16 protein-coding genes are annotated in these 17,128 nt (G+C 50.8%); 14 read left to right on the top strand and 2 right to left on the bottom strand.

Features of this window, described 5'->3' with window-relative positions:
- The first annotated feature begins 100 nt into the window (after positions 1–100).
- On the top strand, positions 101–1,861 hold the full coding sequence (locus EKM83_RS06985) for an ABC transporter ATP-binding protein (protein WP_125575919.1): 1,761 nt from the start codon (positions 101–103) through the stop codon (positions 1,859–1,861).
- The gene (locus tag EKM83_RS06980; protein WP_125575918.1) at positions 1,851–3,644 is read left to right on the top strand and encodes an ABC transporter ATP-binding protein; all 1,794 of its coding nucleotides are present in this window, start codon (positions 1,851–1,853) and stop codon (positions 3,642–3,644) included. Before EKM83_RS06985 ends, EKM83_RS06980 begins: the two co-directional genes overlap by 11 nt.
- 211 nt (positions 3,645–3,855) lie before the next feature.
- Here the strand turns inward: EKM83_RS06980 and EKM83_RS06975 are convergent, their stop codons facing one another.
- On the bottom strand, positions 3,856–4,488 hold the full coding sequence (locus EKM83_RS06975) for a lysophospholipid acyltransferase family protein (protein WP_125575917.1): 633 nt from the start codon (positions 4,486–4,488) through the stop codon (positions 3,856–3,858).
- A gap of 90 nt (positions 4,489–4,578) precedes the next feature.
- Here EKM83_RS06975 and EKM83_RS06970 point away from each other — a divergent pair, with 90 nt between their 5' ends.
- The 3 genes from EKM83_RS06970 to EKM83_RS06960 all read left to right on the top strand — a co-directional run bounded on the left by EKM83_RS06970 (position 4,579) and on the right by EKM83_RS06960 (position 6,666).
- Positions 4,579–5,334 carry a tRNA1(Val) (adenine(37)-N6)-methyltransferase gene (locus EKM83_RS06970; RefSeq protein WP_125575916.1) on the top strand — a complete coding sequence of 252 codons (756 nt, stop codon included), beginning with the start codon at positions 4,579–4,581 and terminating at the stop codon, positions 5,332–5,334.
- Positions 5,321–5,590 (top strand): GIY-YIG nuclease family protein, encoded by a 270-nt coding sequence (locus EKM83_RS06965; RefSeq protein WP_125575915.1) that lies wholly within the window; start codon positions 5,321–5,323, stop codon positions 5,588–5,590. The genes EKM83_RS06970 and EKM83_RS06965 overlap by 14 nt, the downstream gene beginning before the upstream one ends.
- 80 nt (positions 5,591–5,670) lie before the next feature.
- Positions 5,671–6,666, top strand: a complete 996-nt coding sequence (locus tag EKM83_RS06960) for a D-2-hydroxyacid dehydrogenase (RefSeq protein WP_125575914.1) — start codon at positions 5,671–5,673, stop codon at positions 6,664–6,666.
- Positions 6,667–7,260: 594 nt separating this feature from the next.
- Here EKM83_RS06960 and EKM83_RS06955 read toward each other — a convergent pair.
- Complete coding sequence (locus EKM83_RS06955) at positions 7,261–7,983, bottom strand: HAD family hydrolase (protein ID WP_125575913.1); 723 nt, start codon at positions 7,981–7,983, stop codon at positions 7,261–7,263.
- A gap of 237 nt (positions 7,984–8,220) precedes the next feature.
- Between EKM83_RS06955 and rpsB the strand changes: the two genes are divergently transcribed.
- From rpsB to EKM83_RS06910, 9 genes are all read left to right on the top strand, one after another.
- Complete coding sequence (rpsB, locus tag EKM83_RS06950) at positions 8,221–9,024, top strand: 30S ribosomal protein S2 (protein ID WP_125575912.1); 804 nt, start codon at positions 8,221–8,223, stop codon at positions 9,022–9,024.
- A 148-nt stretch (positions 9,025–9,172) separates the two neighbouring features.
- Positions 9,173–10,057 (top strand): translation elongation factor Ts, encoded by an 885-nt coding sequence (gene tsf, locus EKM83_RS06945; protein ID WP_125575911.1) that lies wholly within the window; start codon positions 9,173–9,175, stop codon positions 10,055–10,057.
- 201 nt (positions 10,058–10,258) lie between these two features.
- Positions 10,259–10,981 (top strand): UMP kinase, encoded by a 723-nt coding sequence (gene pyrH / locus EKM83_RS06940; protein WP_125575910.1) that lies wholly within the window; start codon positions 10,259–10,261, stop codon positions 10,979–10,981.
- 2 nt (positions 10,982–10,983) lie between these two features.
- Positions 10,984–11,541 carry a ribosome recycling factor gene (gene frr / locus EKM83_RS06935; RefSeq protein ID WP_125575909.1) on the top strand — a complete coding sequence of 186 codons (558 nt, stop codon included), beginning with the start codon at positions 10,984–10,986 and terminating at the stop codon, positions 11,539–11,541.
- Between the two features lie 24 nt (positions 11,542–11,565).
- A complete protein-coding gene (locus tag EKM83_RS06930) occupies positions 11,566–11,997 on the top strand; it encodes a hypothetical protein (RefSeq protein WP_125575908.1) in 432 nt (143 codons plus the stop codon).
- Positions 11,998–12,100: 103 nt separating this feature from the next.
- On the top strand, positions 12,101–12,892 hold the full coding sequence (locus tag EKM83_RS06925; protein ID WP_125575907.1) for an isoprenyl transferase: 792 nt from the start codon (positions 12,101–12,103) through the stop codon (positions 12,890–12,892).
- A gap of 18 nt (positions 12,893–12,910) precedes the next feature.
- Positions 12,911–13,699, top strand: a complete 789-nt coding sequence (locus EKM83_RS06920) for a phosphatidate cytidylyltransferase (RefSeq protein ID WP_125575906.1) — start codon at positions 12,911–12,913, stop codon at positions 13,697–13,699.
- A 100-nt stretch (positions 13,700–13,799) separates the two neighbouring features.
- The gene (gene rseP, locus EKM83_RS06915; RefSeq protein ID WP_125575905.1) at positions 13,800–15,077 is read left to right on the top strand and encodes an RIP metalloprotease RseP; all 1,278 of its coding nucleotides are present in this window, start codon (positions 13,800–13,802) and stop codon (positions 15,075–15,077) included.
- Between the two features lie 35 nt (positions 15,078–15,112).
- Positions 15,113–16,825, top strand: a complete 1,713-nt coding sequence (locus tag EKM83_RS06910; RefSeq protein WP_125575904.1) for a proline--tRNA ligase — start codon at positions 15,113–15,115, stop codon at positions 16,823–16,825.
- Positions 16,826–17,128: the final 303 nt, after the last annotated feature.

Here is a 17,128-nt window from a genome sequence, read left to right as displayed (position 1 = left end):
TGGGGCGAGTCTTTTTCGTTGTAATTTCTCAAATTTCCAGTAAAATGAGTAAGTCTGTGCTATATTTTAATCATATTCTAATTTTTAAGGAGGGATGTTCGTGAGTATTTTTCGCAAACTATCTTGGTATTTCCGATTGGAATGGCGGCGATACCTAGTGGGGGTCATTGGCCTGTTGTTAACCGCGTTGATTGCGATTATTCCCCCGCGGATCATCGGGAACATGGTCGACGGCATTCACGGGCAGACCATGACGGGGCGCATGCTAGCCATGGATTTGTTGTTCGTCACGCTGGCGGCCCTTGCCCAATACGGCACGCGCTACATTTGGCGTAACGCCATCTGGGGCGGAGCGGCACGGTTGGAACAACTATTACGTAACCGGCTGTTCAACCACTTCATGCAAATGGACCGGGTCTTCTACCAGAAGTACCGGACTGGGGACTTGATGGCCCACGCAACCAACGACTTGGAAGCCGTCCAACGGGTTGCCGGTGGGGGGATTCTGCAGTTCGCCGATGCCATCATTACCGGGGGCACGACGCTGATCGCCATGATGGCGTTGATCGACTGGCGGCTAACGTTGCTGGCTATCGTGCCATTCCCATTTCTCGCGGTCATCTCGTGGTATTTGGGACAGAAAATTCACCGGGCTTTTGGTGAGTCCCAGGCGGCATTTTCGCGGCTGAATAACAAGGCCCAGGAAAGTATCAGTGGCATCAAGGTCATCAAAGCATTGGGCCAAGACGACGCCGATGTTGCTGACTTTGATCACCAGGTCGATCAGACGATTGCCATCAACCGACGCGTGAACCGGCTGGATTCGATGTTTGACCCCGCAATCACCCTGATCATCTCAATCTCATACGTGGCCACCATCGTCTTAGGGGGGCTGTTCGTCACACATAACGTGATTACGATTGGGAACTTGGTCTCTTTCATCAGCTACCTGGCGATGATGGTGTGGCCGATGTTTGCCGTGGGGATGCTGTTTAATACCATGGAACGGGGCAATGCCAGCTATGACCGGGTCATGGATCTGCTGGCCCAAAAGACCCACATCATCGATCAGACCAATGGGATTCAGGCGCGGCCAACCGGAACGCTGAGTTATCACGTCCAGCAGTTTGACTACCCCGATAACGCGGGGGCCAGTCTAAAACGGATCGACTTTGAGCTACCAGCCGGTCACACGCTCGGTATCGTGGGGCGGGTCGGCGCAGGAAAGTCGACGATTATGAAATTGATCCTGCGGGAGTTTGACAACTACACGGGTGAAATCGACTTTGGTGGCCATCCCATTAAGGCGTACGCGCTGGATAGCTATTTGCCAGCCATTGGGTACGTGCCACAGGAAAGCTTCTTGTTCTCGTCAAATATTTTTGAAAACATTCGCTTTGCCCGGCCCGACGCCACTCAAGCGCAGGTAGAGGCCGCGGCAGAAAAGAGTGACCTGGCGGGGCAAATTGCTAAATTACCGGCGGGGTACGATACCGAAGTCGGTGAAGAAGGCATTTCCTTATCTGGGGGGCAACGGCAACGGCTAGCGATTGCCCGAGCCTTGTTGATCAATCCGGAATTACTGATTTTAGATGATGCGCTGTCAGCCGTGGACGCCGAGACGGAAGCGGAGATCTTGGAAAACTTGAAGGCCGAACGGGCCAATAAGACCACGATTATTTCCGCCCACCGGTTAAGTTCCGTCATGAATGCCGACGAAATCTTGGTCTTGGATCAGGGGGCCGTGGTCGAACGCGGGACCCACGAACAGCTGATGGCGGCGCACGGCTGGTATCAACGCATGTTTAACCAGCAACAGCTCGAAACACAAGTGAAGGGAGGCATCAGTGATGGCAGATAACACGCACAAGTCCGCTTGGGCCCACAGCATGTCCAGCAAGGAACAACTGACGGTGATCAAGCGGCTCTTCAAGTTTGCGGCGCCGTATAAGTGGTTCTTCATCGGCTCCGTGGTCCTGTCGGCGTTGATCAGCGCGGTCAATGTCTTCTTGCCGTGGCTGCTGCAGACCTACATGGACAAGTATTTACGAACCAGTAACGCTACCATCGTTATCATGTGGCTATTTGCCGGGCTATATCTGTTCGGCATGATCGTGAAGGCCACTTTCCAGTTCTGGCAAAACTACACCAGTACCATGGGTGCTGAATACATGCTGGAAAATGTTCGCCGCAAACTCTTTAATGATTTACATGGTAAGGGGATGCGCTACTTTGACCAAACGCCGGGCGGGTCGATCCTGTCGCGGCTGATGAACGACACCATGACGTTCTCAAACTTCTGGGCACTGTTCAACACCTTGGTGCTGGCACTGTTTGCGGTTATTTCGTCATTCATTGCCATGTACGTGACCGACGTGACTGTGGCGTTGTGGACGCTGGTCTTGGTACCATTCCTGGCATTAACGATCTGGTACTACCAACGGTTCAGTTCCAAGGTCTACCGGCGCATGCGTGAACGGCTCAGTGAACTGAACACTAAGTTGGCCGAGGCTATTACTGGAATCAGTGTCATTCAAGAATTCCGGCAAGAAAAGCGGACGGCTAAAAACTTTGAGAAGACCAACGAGGCCTATTACGGCACGCGGCGCGATATGATTCGGACCAACTCACTGCTATTGAGTCCCATCATCAACCTGTTTTACGCGTTGGGCACGGTCATTGTCCTGGGAATCTTTGGGATTCGCGGGGTCCACGAGGTCGTGGCGGCCGGGGTCATTTACGCCTTCATTACTTACCTGAACAATTTCTACAGTCCGATGAGTAACATGATGGATAACCTCAGTGATTTCCAAAACGGGATGGTCGCGGGCTCACGGGTCTTACGGATCATTGATGACCAGACCTTGGCACCGCAACAGCATCCGGTAGCGGACGCCAAAATCACGGCCGGCAAGATTGAATTTCGCCACGTGACCTTTGCTTATGACCAAGAACACCCGGTCTTACGCGACGTTTCGTTCGTGGCAGAACCGGGGCAAACGGTCGCCTTGGTCGGCCAGACGGGGTCAGGGAAAACATCAACGATCAACGTGTTGATGCGCTTCTATGAATTCCAATCAGGTCAAGTCTTGATTGATGGTCGCGATATCCGGGAATATCCAGCGGCCGAATTACGGTCGAAAATGGGGCTGGTCTTGCAGGAACCGCAGCTCTTTTACGGGGACATTCAGACCAATATCCGCATGTTCAATCCGGATATTTCGGATGAACAGGTCCAACGCGCGGCCCACTTTGTTCAGGCTGACGAGTTCATCGATCAGCTACCACAAGGGTATGCAACACCAGTGCTGGAACGGGGGACGGAGTATTCGGCCGGCCAACGCCAGCTGATTACGTTTGCCCGAACGGTGGTCACGGATCCTAAGATTCTGATCTTGGATGAAGCCACGGCTAACGTTGATACGGAAACGGAAACGATGATTCAAAACGGGCTGGACCGCATTCAGGAAAACCGGACGACGATTGCGATTGCTCACCGGTTGTCTACGATTCAAAACGCGGATCTGATTCTGGTCTTGAACCAAGGGAAAATCGTCGAGCGCGGGACCAACGACGAGCTGATGGCCCAACGCGGCTACTACTACGACATGATCGAACTGCAAAACGCGGCGCACGTGGAGTAGAATTGTCTGTGCTGGCCGCCTACCGTCCGCCAACTATGGTCTGGAACGTTGAAAGTGGAATTAATATGTTGTTTTTGCCACTAAGACTAGTGAAAACAGGGCCTGCGTCAGCCAGGATTGGTGACTATCAGTAAGGCAGTGTTAGTTAAAGATTGGTAGTCAAAAAAGGATTGTTCTCGTCAGCGGCTGCTGGCGGAACAATCCTTTTTGCTTATTCTTTCTTTTCCCCCGTGACATCGACGTAGTGGAAATTAGGGTCGATCTCCTGGTCGAGTTGGTCGAAGGCCGCTTGCATCTGTTTTTCGATGACGGCTTGGCCTTCTTCGTTGAGCTTCATTTTCCGGTCAATGACGATCGGTGCGCCAAAGGCAATCGTTACGGGCTTGCGTGAGAACAGTTGCTTGAAGGTTAACGGCCCCTGATAGACAGCGGGGACCAACGGAACACCAGCCATTTTGGCAATGACTGCCGCGCCTCCCTTGAGCTCACTAGAATGGCGGGAACCGGAAGGAAACATGATCAGAGACAAGTCGCCTTGACGCAAGATACGCACGGGCGTCTTGATAGCAGACGGACCCGGGTGGTCACGATTTACTGGGAAACCATTGACATGTTTCAACAACCATCGGAAAATAGGGTTTTGGAACAATTCTTCTTTTGCCATAAAACTGAACTTGCGCGGGTATGCCGCCATCGCGAAGTAGACCGGGTCAAACCAAGTACGGTGCGGGCCCACTAAGACGTAGGGGCCATCCGGTAAGTCAGCCTGGTGAACGTAGCGGGCGCGACCATTGATGAGAAATAGAATCGTGCAAACCACGCCACGTAGAAATTTATAAAACATGTGGTGCGCTCCTCTCGAATGAGACCATTTCATCTAGTATGCAAAAAAAACGGCACCGTTGCAAGTTATCTCTAAAAATTTTGAAAGTGGGTGGTCAAATTGACCTTGAAACCCGATGAACGGATCGACCAGTTATACAGTCAAGATATTCAGATCATCCAAAGTCCCGAAGTGTTTGCCTTTTCGCTAGACGCCGTGTTGCTCGCGGATTTTGCCAAACTCCCGTTGCGCGCTAGCAGTCAAACCGTTGACCTGTGTGCTGGTAACGGCGCGGTGGGGTTGTTTATGAGTCACAAGACCCGTGGGCAGATTGCGGAAGTGGAAATCCAACCGCGGCTGGCTGACATGGCGCGGCGCAGTGTGGCCTTGAACCAGTTAGCGGGCCAAATGACTGTCTACGAGGGTGACTTGGCGCAGGTGAATCAGTGGATTCCCAAGGATTCGGCGGATGTGGTGACCTGCAACCCGCCATACTTTGAGGATTTGCCGGACAGTCAAAAGAATCCGAATCGCTACCTGGCGATTGCTCGTCACGAGATTTTGACGAACCTGGCCACCATCGTTGAAACGACCAGTGGACTACTCAAAATGAACGGCAAGGCTTACTTTGTCCATCGACCGGACCGCTTGTTCCAGTTGCTCCAGCTCATGGCTGACAATCGGTTGGCACCTAAGCGGATTCGGTTGGTCTACCCCAAACCCAACCGTGAAGCCAATATGGTCCTGGTTGAAGCCATCAAGGACGGCAAGCCCGGTGGCGTACGTTTTCCCGCACCACTGACCGTGTATGATGCGCAGGGCCACTACACGCCAGAAGTGGAGGCGTTGCTCTATGGCCGCCAATAAGGCGTATTATTTCTATGTGCTTTTGTGCGCAGACAACTCGTTGTATGGCGGCTTCACCACGGATGTTGCCAAACGATTTGCCACACACCTGGCCGGCAAAGGCGCGAAATACACCAAGGTCCATCGACCGCTCAAAGTGCTCTACAGCGAGGAATTTGACACTAAACACGACGCGCTTCACGCGGAATGGGCCTTCAAGCATCAGAGCCGACAACACAAATTAGCATATTTGGCGGCACACGGAATACGTGTTTAGTGGTGCACAAGCCAAGATTTGTGTTAAACTAATTAAGTGCTTCAGAAATGAAACAGATATTTTTTTAGGAGGAACAAACTGTGAAAATTATTGCTTATGGCATTCGTGACGATGAACAACCTTACTTGAAGCAATGGTCAAAGGACCAAGGGATTGAAGTTAAGGCTGTTGGAGATCTGCTGGACGAAAAGACGGTCGATCTTGCTAAGGGCTATGACGGCGCAGTTGTCTACCAACAAAAGCCTTACACGGCGGCAGTCTTAGACAAGTTAGCCGCTAATGGGGTAACTAATCTGTCATTACGGAACGTTGGGGTTGATAACGTTGATGCTGACGCTGTTAAGCGTAACGGCTTCAAGGTTACGAACGTCCCAGCTTACTCACCAGAAGCCATCGCTGAATTAACGGTGACCCAACTGATGCGTTTGTTACGTCGGACCCCTACGTTCGACCGCAAGCAAGCCAACGGTGACCTGACTTGGGCCCCAGACATTGCTGACGAATTGAACAAGATGACGGTTGGTGTTGTGGCAACTGGTCGGATTGGCCGCGCTGCTATGAAGATCTACCAAGGTTTTGGTGCTAAGGTCATCGCTTACGATGTTTACCACAACCCAGAACTGGAAAAGCAAGGGATCTACGTGGACTCCATGGACGAATTGTACGCCCAAGCTGACGTTATTTCCTTACACGCCCCAGCAACGAAGGACAACGACAAGATGTTGAACGATGATGCCTTCAGCAAGATGAAGGATGGCGTTTGGATCTTGAACCCTGCCCGTGGTGCCCTTATCGACACTGATGCTTTGATCCGTGCCTTGGACAGCGGCAAGGTTGCCGGTGCTGCCTTGGATGTTTACGAAGACGAAGTTGGTATCTTCAACACCGACTTTGGCAGCTTCGATGCTATTCCTGACGAACGGTTGAAGAACTTGATGAAGCGCGAAAATGTTCTGGTTACGCCACACATTGCCTTCTACACCAAGACTGCCGTTAAGAACATGGTTCAATTTGCTTTGAACAATAACAAGCAATTGATCGAAACGGGCAAGGCTGAAAACGAAGTTAAGTTTTAAGCATTAACCTGTAAATTTGATAGTTGGTCCTTGGACGAGCTATTCTAAAAATGACCAGTCAGCTGAATTTTCAGTTGGCTGGTCATTTTTTGTTATGTAGCTAAAGATAAAAATCAGCTAGAAGCATTGTCACCACGCACTCATGGTGTAAAATTAGTCGTTTACAGCATCTTAGTGAGAACTGGCCGCCTACCGTCCGCCAACTATGGGTTGGAACGCGGTGGGCGGACCGGACCGAGCCTGAGGGACGGTCTCGGCCTCGCTTTGAGCCGATGGACCACGTCTCAAAGACGCCAGTTGTCTAAGCGGCATGAACCGCGCCCCTAAGACAACTCCCACGGCTGAACCCATATTTGGCGAACTCCCGGCTACAAAAGTGCGTGCTAGTACCAATCAACTTAGCCCCAAGCTGCAGGTTACAGCTGATCTGCGACTGTTCTCTAACACAATGTTGCTGAAAGTAACCAGTCCACTGGAACCAGCTGTGTCGACGGTGTTGGCTGAGGTTAGGGCCCACCACAGTCACCAACTGACCAAAGAAAAACTGGCGAGCCAGCATTACTGTCAACTCACCAGTTTACAAATTTAGTAATCTTATGACATCTCGGGAACGGCGGCGAGGGCCAACAGAAGGTCCTGTAGCTCCAGCGAATCCCCAACGGTTTGGTCGGGAATCCAGTTGCCGTTCGTCATTTCCGCATTGCGATGGTTAAACCAAAAGGCGTGCCAGCCGGCCTGTTTGGCCCCTTGAACGTCCATGCCGTAGCAGTCACCCACGTAGGCCACTTCACTGGCGCGTAGGTCTAAGCGGTGATTCATCAAAGTGAAAATCTGAGGATCCGGCTTGGCTAAGCCAGATTCTTCAGACGTGATGATGTTATCCCGGTCGACCCAGCGGTGCATTTGTAATTGCATCACTTTTGCCAGCTGGTGTTGCGTTTTACCATTGGTAATAATGCCCAGTTTGAACTGGTCTTTCAGCTGGTCGAGGGCCGTTGACAGGCCGGGGAAGAGCTTAATGTGCTTGAGCCCATCAGCGTAGGCTTGTTCAAAGGACATGGCCATAGCGGGGGTCACCGGGCCGCGCTGCTGTTGTTGCAGCGTGGCATTCAACCGGTTGACGGCCATTTCCGCGTGCGTCCAGTTGCCATTGGCCACCTGGGCGTAGGCATCAGCACTTTGGCAACGGTAATCCTGCAAGGCTTGGGTGAAATCAAAACTTTCTGAGTTGGTTACTAGTGGGGCTAAGGCGGCTACGAAAGGCGCCTTTTGGTCATAGAGCGTGTCATCGACATCGAAGACGACCGCTTTTATCATTTCGTTTCCTCCTCGTTTAATTCCTTAGCAGTTTACCATATTCAGAAAAAAAAGCCAATTTAATCGCGGACGGCGTAATTTTCTCTTGTGTTTAGTGCCAGTGTTTTGTATAATAACTTTCGGTGCGTATGCGCCAATTCACACCTCGCGTGATGACCGGAGGGGTGCTCGCTTGCGAGTTCTCCAGTCAAATGAGCGTGGGGGAGGAAATCAAAAACTATTTGGAGGCATTTTATCATGGCTGTTATTTCAATGAAACAACTGCTCGAAGCCGGTGTCCACTTTGGTCACCAAACGCGTCGCTGGAACCCTAAGATGAAGCAATACATCTTCACGGAACGTAACGGTATCTACATCATCGACTTACAAAAGACGGTGAAGTTAATCGATGCTGCTTACAACTACATGAAGGACGAAGCTGCTAAGGGCGCCGTTGTTCTGTTTGTTGGGACTAAGAAGCAAGCACAAGACTCTATCGAAGAAGAAGCTACTCGTGCCGGTCAATTCTACGTTAACCACCGTTGGTTAGGTGGGACTTTGACCAACTGGGAAACCATCCAAACTCGGATCAAGCGTCTTAAAGATTTGAAGAAGATGGCTACTGACGGTACTTTTGACGTTCTTCCTAAGAAGGAAGTTTCCTTGCTGAAGAAGTCTCAAGACAAGTTGGAACGTTTCTTAGGCGGTATCGAAGACATGCCTAAGTTGCCTGACGTAATGTTCATCGTTGACCCTCGCAAGGAACAAATCGCTGTTCACGAAGCACAAAAGTTGAACATTCCGATCGTTGCCATGGTTGATACGAACACTGACCCAGACGAAATTGACGTGGTTATCCCATCTAACGATGACGCTATCCGTGCCGTTCGTTTGATCACTTCTAAGATGGCTGACGCTATCGTTGAAGGCCGTCAAGGTGAAGATCAAGTTGACGAAAAGACCTTTGAAGGTCAAAAGTCCGATGCCGCTAAGGGCGACAAGAAGACCGCTGACAACTCAATGGAAAGCATCGTTAACGCCGTTGAAGGCGACAACAAGTAATTAAATGCAAGGTCGTGGGTAACCGCGACTTTCCAAATATGATTTAAAGCACCTTAGGCTGGCTTAATGTTTAGGACCGATAATGGCCTGAGATTGAGTCAGTCTTTTTTGATGCCTTGAATGAATTGATAAAAGGAGGCCATTACACATGGCAAGTAAAATCACTGCAGCACAAGTTAAAGAGTTACGGGACAAGACTCAAGTTGGGATGATGGATGCTAAGAAGGCCCTCGTTGCTTCTGAAGGCGACATGGACAAAGCCATCGACTTCTTACGTGAAAAGGGTATCGCTAAGGCCAAGAAGAAGAGCGGCAACATTGCTGCTAACGGTTTGGCTCGCGTGAAGGTAGACGGTAACACCGCTGCTATCATCGAAGTGAACTCTGAAACCGACTTCGTTGCCACGAACGACACGTTCAACGCCTTAGTGGACACGATTGCTGACACGATTGCTGACAAGCAACCAGCTGACTTGGATGCTGCTTTGGCATTACCAACTGCTGATGGCGACACGATCAACGAAGCCATCGTTAAGACAACGCAAGTAACTAGTGAAAACGTGAAGTTACGTCGTTTCGCTGTTGAAAAGAAGACGGATAGCCAAGTCTTCGGTTCATACTTGCACCAAGGTGGCCAAATCGCCGCATTGGTTGTTCTGGAAGGTGCTGACGAAGCCACTGCCAAGGACGTAGCGATGCACGTTGCTGCCATCAACCCAGAATTCGTTTCTCGCGATGACATTCCTGCTGATCGTTTAGCTCACGAACGCGAAGTCTTGAAGCAAGAAGCCTTGAACGAAGGCAAGCCTGAAAAGATCGTTGAAAAGATGGTCGAAGGTCGTTTGCACAAGTACTTGGCTGAAATCAGCTTAGCTGACCAACCATTCGTTAAAGACGGCGACCAAACTGTTAGCCAATTCGTTGCTAGCAAGGGTGGCAAGTTAGTCACCTTCGTTCGTTACGAAGTTGGTGAAGGAATCGAAAAGAAGACGGTTGACCTGGCCAAAGAAGTTCAAGACCAAATCAACGGCTAATTTTTGAAACAAAAGCGTAGATTCCGGTGAGGGACTACGCTTTTTTGTTAGACTGACCTGACTTGATGGTGGGAGAATAGCGGGTCGCAACGGAAAATATCAGCGATTTTGTAAGGAATTCCGGGTTTTCGTTGCCCCTGACTATCACTCGCCCCGCGTTTATGATAGAATTATTGTCAGAATACAATAGGAGGAAACACAATGGCGGACGTAAAGTATAAACGGATTATGCTGAAGCTCAGTGGCGAGGCTTTAGCCGGCGACAAGGGATTTGGTATCAATCCGCCAGTAATTAAAACCGTAGCGGAAGAGGTCAAGAGTGTTTATAACTTGGGCATTCAAATCGCTATTGTGGTTGGTGGCGGTAACATGTGGCGTGGCGTATCTGGCGAACAGATGGGCATGGAACGGGCCCAAGCCGACTACATTGGCATGTTAGCGACCATCATGAACGCACTGGCTCTGCAAGACAACCTGGAATCAATTGGGGTGCCAACGCGGGTACAGACTTCTATTGAAATGCGTCAAATTGCAGAACCTTACATTCGGCGCAAGGCCATTCGGCACCTGGAAAAGGAACGCGTCGTGATTTTCGCTGGGGGCACGGGTTCCCCGTACTTCTCCACGGATACCACGGCAGCCTTACGAGCAGCTGAAATCAACGCTGATGCCATCTTGATGGCCAAAAACGGGGTTGACGGTATCTACTCAGCTGATCCGAACAAGGATCCTAACGCCGTGAAGTTTGACCAATTAACGCAGTTAGATATTATTAACAAGGGCTTACACGTGATGGATACCACGGCTAGCTCACTTTCAATGGATAATGACATTCCATTTGTCGTCTTTAACTTGAACCAAGCGGGCAATATCCGCAAGGTCGTTGAGGGCGAGAATATTGGGACGACAGTTAGGGGTAAATAATTATGGCTGATCAGATTGTAACAACTGCAGAAACAAAGATGAAGAAGGCAGAAGACGCCTTAAAGCGCGAATTGGGAACGATTCGGGCCGGCCGGGCCAACGCCAGCATTTTGAACCGGGTCATGGTGGAATACTATGGTGCCGCAACGCCACTGAACCAAGTGGCGTCCATCACCATTCCCGAACCCCGGGTCTTGATGGTGACCCCTTATGATAAGTCTGCTTTGGAAGACATCGAAAAGGGCATCATGGAATCTGACGTCGGCATTACGCCAGCCAACGACGGAACGGCCATTCGGTTGGTCATTCCACAACTGACCGAGGAACGCCGTAAGAAAATTGCCAAGCAAGTTAAGGCGACTGCCGAAGAAGGTAAAGTGGCGGTTCGTAACGTCCGGCGTGATGCCATGGACAGCATCAAAAAGGGCCACAAGAATGGCGATTACACCGATGATGACTTACACAACCTGGAAGACCAAGTTCAAAAGGTAACGGACAAGGCCATCAAGGGTGTTGATGCCATTGCGGCCGACAAAGAAAAAGAAGTTATGACCGACTAATTCACGGACAAGGAGCGCTTAAACATGGCAGAAGACAAGCAAAATAACCAAGAAGAACCAGAAAACATTGAAATCACCCCGGGTTCAAAGGAATTCGGCAAGATGGTTTTCCGGTTGAACAACCCGGTCAACGCCGAGAACGTCTCAATCTTGAACTATAACGGTGCGGAACTGGAAGAAATCCAAGATGGCGTTTACGCCCAACCCGCTTTCGTGAGTGATGATTTCAACCTCTTCTTCGTGGTCACCCAATTAATTGGTGACGACTGGATCGTGGCTTTCTCTAAGGCAACCATTGAAAATGGCAATGAAATTACGGACCTCTCAGATCCATTACCAACCGGGGAAGGCTTGAACCTATTGGGCCAAGTTAGCGCCGATGACGCCAACAACCTGTTGAGCTACTTTGGCACGTTAGCAGATGCTAAGCGTGGCGAATGGCGGTTAATTGAGTAACCGGTCAAAATTTAAGTTTTCGCTCAATTTGGGGGCCGGGATAGTTTCCCGGTCTCTTTTTTGTTATGATGAGAGGTTGTAAAGACCACAATGGAGGTGCGCCGTGTTTTCATTTTCAAATAAAAATCAAGCGACAGGTGAAGTCGAGGAGCGACAGTTAGACGAGACCAAGATTCCAGCTCACGTGGCCATCATCATGGATGGTAACGGTCGGTGGGCCCAACAACGGCATTTGCCGCGAATCGCCGGGCATAAGCAGGGGATGAATACGGTTAAAACGGTGGCGAAGGCTGCTAGCCATTTGGGCGTTAAGGTATTAACCCTCTATGCATTTTCTACGGAAAACTGGAAACGGCCAACAACCGAAGTCAACTACCTGATGAAGCTACCGGTCGATTTCTTCGGGACATTTGTACCGGACCTGATCAAGAACAATATCCGCGTCAAGGTTATGGGCTACACGGATCAATTGCCCCAAGCAACCCAGCAAGCCGTGAACAACGCCATTGCGGATACCGCGCATTGCACGGGGATGGTGTTGAACTTTGCCCTCAATTACGGGGGCCGTGCTGAAATCGTGACGGCCGTTCAAGAACTGGCCAAACAAGTTCAGGCCGGCCAATTGGCTCCGGAAGCCATTGATGATGCCGCTATTGACCGCCAGTTGATGACCCATGATTTGGGGGAATTGCGGGATCCTGATCTGTTGATTCGGACCAGCGGTGAAGAACGACTCTCGAATTTCATGCTCTGGCAGGTCGCCTATAGCGAGTTTGTCTTCATGCAACAACATTGGCCGGACTTTGACCAAACAGCCCTGGAAGAGGCTATTTATGAGTATCAACAGCGTCACCGGCGCTTTGGTGGGCTGACACCTGAACCGGAGAAAAATTAAACTGAGGAGTTTTTAATTATGAAACAACGGGTCATTACGGCGGTTATCGCCTTGATTATCTTTATTCCCATCATCATCGCGGGGGGTATCTGGGTCGACATTGCGGCCATTGCCTTGGGGCTAGTCGCCTTATCAGAAGTCCTGATCATGCGCAAAAAGTTATTGGTCAGCCCGGAAGCTTGGATCTCGGGTATCGGCATCATTGCGGTGATTGCGCCCAATAGCTGGTGGCACTGGGTCCCCAGTTATTTGAACCCTTGGTACGTCGTCTATCTCTTCGTCTTGTTATTATTATTACGGACGGTCGTTTCCAAGAACCGGTTTTCCTTTGACGATGCTGGGGTAATCACCCTGAGCATGCTATACATCGGGATTGGGTTTCACTTCTTCATCGCTGCCCGAGGTGTGAGCCTAGTGGCACTCTTGTACGCGCTGTTTATCGTGTGGACGACCGATTCCGGGGCCTACATGATTGGCCGTAAATTAGGTAAGCACAAGCTGGCACCGCACATCAGTCCCAACAAGACTTGGGAAGGGTCGATCGGTGGGAGCCTGGTGGCCACCATCGTGGGAACAGTATTTTGGTATTTCTTCCCGATCGGTCAGTTCAACCTGGGCATCATGATTGTCTTAACGCTGATTTTCTCCATCGTGGGCCAATTTGGTGACCTGGTCGAATCCGCGTTGAAACGCTACTATGGTGTCAAGGATTCCGGGAAGATCTTACCCGGTCACGGGGGCATTTTAGACCGGTTTGATAGTTTACTGTTAGTTCTTCCAGTCATCCATCTATTCGGATTGATCTAAGTGTGGCTGTTCGCTTGCGCCGCTTAGGGTCCTTAGGGTATGCTAGGGGGCAGATGTAAAAAACGACACGCTACTCTTAACTGAAGAAGGGACGACACCTGTGATTACAACGATTATTACCTTTATCATCGTCTTTGGGATTCTGGTCATCGTGCACGAGTTTGGGCATTTTTACTTTGCCAAACGCGGCGGCATCTTGGTGCGGGAATTCTCCATCGGGATGGGCCCTAAGCTGGTCTATCACCGGGGCAAAGACGGGACGACCTACACACTACGGCTGTTGCCGGTGGGTGGGTACGTCCGCATGGCCGGAGCTGAAGACGACGAAGAAGAGATTAAACCGGGAACGCCGGTCAGTCTTTACGTCGGCGCCGATGACCAGGTCCAACGTATCAATACCAGTAAGAAATCTACTTTGTTCAATGGGATTCCATTGGAAGTCACCGGCACGGATCTGGAGGATGAACTCTGGATCGAAGGGTACGAAAACGGTGACGAGTCTGAGGTCAAACGCTATGCTGTGGCCCACAACGCCACCATCATTGAAGCGGACGGAACTGAGCTACAGATTGCGCCCAAAGACGTGCAGTTCCAGTCAGCCACGCTGGGTCGGCGGTTGATGACCAACTTTGCCGGACCGATGAACAACATTTTATTGGCCATCGTGACCTTCATGTTGATGTCATTTGTTCAAGGTGGCGTCGCGATGGGCACCAACCAGATTCAAGTGGCCAGTTCACCGATTGCCGTCGCCAAGAAGGCTGGCATTCAAAACAACGACAAGATTACGGCGGTCAACGGCAAGAAGACCACCAGCTGGACGGATTTAAGTACCGCCATCCAGCCGCTAGCGAACAAGAAGACGACGGTCACCATCAAACGGGGATCGACGACTAAAGACATCACTTTAACGCCGGCGGGTCAAAAGTCGAATGGCAAGACGGTCGGGATGATTGGGATTACCCAGGCCCAAGACAAACACGTGGGGGCCATTTTAGCCTCCGGGTTTACGCAAACTTGGACCATGACCAAGGCACTCTTTGGCGCCCTGTGGCACATGGTTTCCGGGCACTTTAGTCTAAATGACTTAGGTGGGCCCGTGGCCATCTTTGCTACGACGTCGCAGGCGACTCAGTATGGGGCCGTCGGGGTCTTGAATTTCCTGGCCTTTCTGTCGATTAACTTGGCAATTGTCAATTTACTACCAATTCCAGCCTTGGATGGTGGTAAAATATTATTAAACTTCATTGAAGCCATCCGGCGCAAACCACTTTCCGAAAATGTGGAAGCGGCGATTACGTTGGTGGGTGTAGGGTTCTTGGTTCTGCTGATGTTGTTAGTCACGTGGAACGATATCGAACGCTACTTCATTCATTAACAAATTCGGTCGTTACGAGAAGGGAATATTGAACTATGAAACAATCGAAACTACTCATTCCAACTTTAAAGGAAGTGCCAAACGGTGCGGAAGCCCTCAGCCATCAAATGATGTTGCGGGCAGGCTACATCCGTCAGGTCACGGCGGGGGTTTATGCTTACTTGCCACTGGCTTACCGGGTCTTGACCAACATCGAAACCATCATCCGCGAGGAAATGGCCAAGATCGATGCCGTGGAGACGTTGATGCCAGCTATTTTGCCGGCAAGTCTCTGGCAAGAATCCGGCCGGTATGACACCTATGGGCCTAACTTATTTAAGCTCAAGAACCGGCATGACACCGACTTTATCTTGGGACCGACGCACGAAGAAACCTTCACCATGTTGATTCGTGATGCGGTTAAGTCCTACAAACGCTTGCCGCTGGTCATGTACCAAATCCAGCCCAAGTATCGTGACGAAGACCGTCCGCGCTATGGGTTATTGCGGGGCCGCGAATTTATCATGAAGGATGGTTACTCCTTCTCCATTAACGATGAAGACCTTAACCGGATCTACGACCAAATGGAACAGGCTTACGAAAACATCTTTGACCGGGTCGGCTTGAACTACCGGGCCATCGTTGGTGACGGTGGGGCCATGGGTGGTAAGGATTCCAAGGAATTCTCTGCCATTGCGCCAGTTGGTGAAGACACCATCGTTTACTCCGACTCTTCTGATTATGCGGCTAACTTGGAAATGGCCAAGAGTCTCTTTATCAGTAAGAAGTCTCACGCTCAACCAGAAGACCTGAAAAAGGTCGCAACGCCAGGGGCCAAGACCATTGATGAAGTCGCTGAATTCTTTGATGTGAAGTCCTCAGAATTGGTCAAGAGCATGTTGTACGTGGCCAACCATGAACAACCTGTTATGGTCCTGGTTCGTGGGGATCACGAAGTCAACGAAACCAAGTTAAAGAACTACTTGGACGCTGATTTCTTAGACCCAGCGACGCCTGAAGATGCGCAAAAGTATCTGAACGCCAGCTTCGGTTCTTTAGGACCCGTGGGTGTGGGCGAAGACGTGAAGATCTTAGCGGACCAATACGTTGGTGACATGGTCAACGTGATCGTCGGTGCCGATGAAGACGGCTATCACTACCAAAACGCCAACGCCGGGCGCGACTTCCGGGTCGATGCCTACGCTGACCTACGCGAAGTCCAACCGGGTGACCTGTCACCAGACGGTTCCGGTGTCTTGAAGTTTACCCGTGGTATCGAAATCGGCCACATCTTCAAGCTGGGCACACGTTATTCCGATGCCTTAGGGGCCACGGTCTTAGACGAAGGCGGCCGGCAAAAGCCAGTCGTCATGGGCTCATATGGGATCGGTGTCAGCCGGTTATTGTCCGCCATTGCGGAACAACAAGCTGATGAAAATGGTCTGGTTTGGCCCCGTAACATCGCGCCATTTGACATTCACCTGGTTCCTGTCAACCTGAAGAAGGAAGACCAAGCGAACCTGACTGCCGAATTGGAAGATGAATTGACGGCCAAGGGCTACCGGGTGTTGACCGATGACCGGAAGGAACGTCCTGGTGTCAAATTCGCTGACTCAGACCTGATGGGGATTCCAGTCCGCATCACGATCGGTAAGAAGGCTGGCGAAGGCATCGTTGAAATTAAGATTCGCAAGACTGGTGAGACGGTCGAAGTGATCAAAGACGAGGTAGCAAGTACCGTCGAGATTTTGTTTAAAGATATTGACTAACCTCACCGTAAAGACCAGCTGTCGCGGCTGGTCTTTTTGGTCCCAGGTTGGTGTTTTGCTGGCCGCCTGACGTTACGTGAAATGCCAGGCTGGAACGCTGGGGGAGGACGGGCCGAGCCAAGGTCTCGCCCCTTGCTTTGGGCCGAAGACCACGTCTCAAAGTCACCAGTTTATCAGCCAAGAGCGCTGCTAAATTCCCCGGCTGAGCCTGGATTTCACTTCACTCTCGGCTACGGGAGTGGTTAGACCCAATCAGCCTACGCCAAGATCTAGGTGAGTGTTCAGCTAGACTGGGGTCAATAT

Origin of the sequence: Levilactobacillus angrenensis, assembly GCF_003946085.1 — a bacterium.
Taxonomy (GTDB): domain Bacteria; phylum Bacillota; class Bacilli; order Lactobacillales; family Lactobacillaceae; genus Levilactobacillus; species Levilactobacillus angrenensis.
This window is presented reverse-complemented; position numbering and strand designations above follow the sequence as displayed.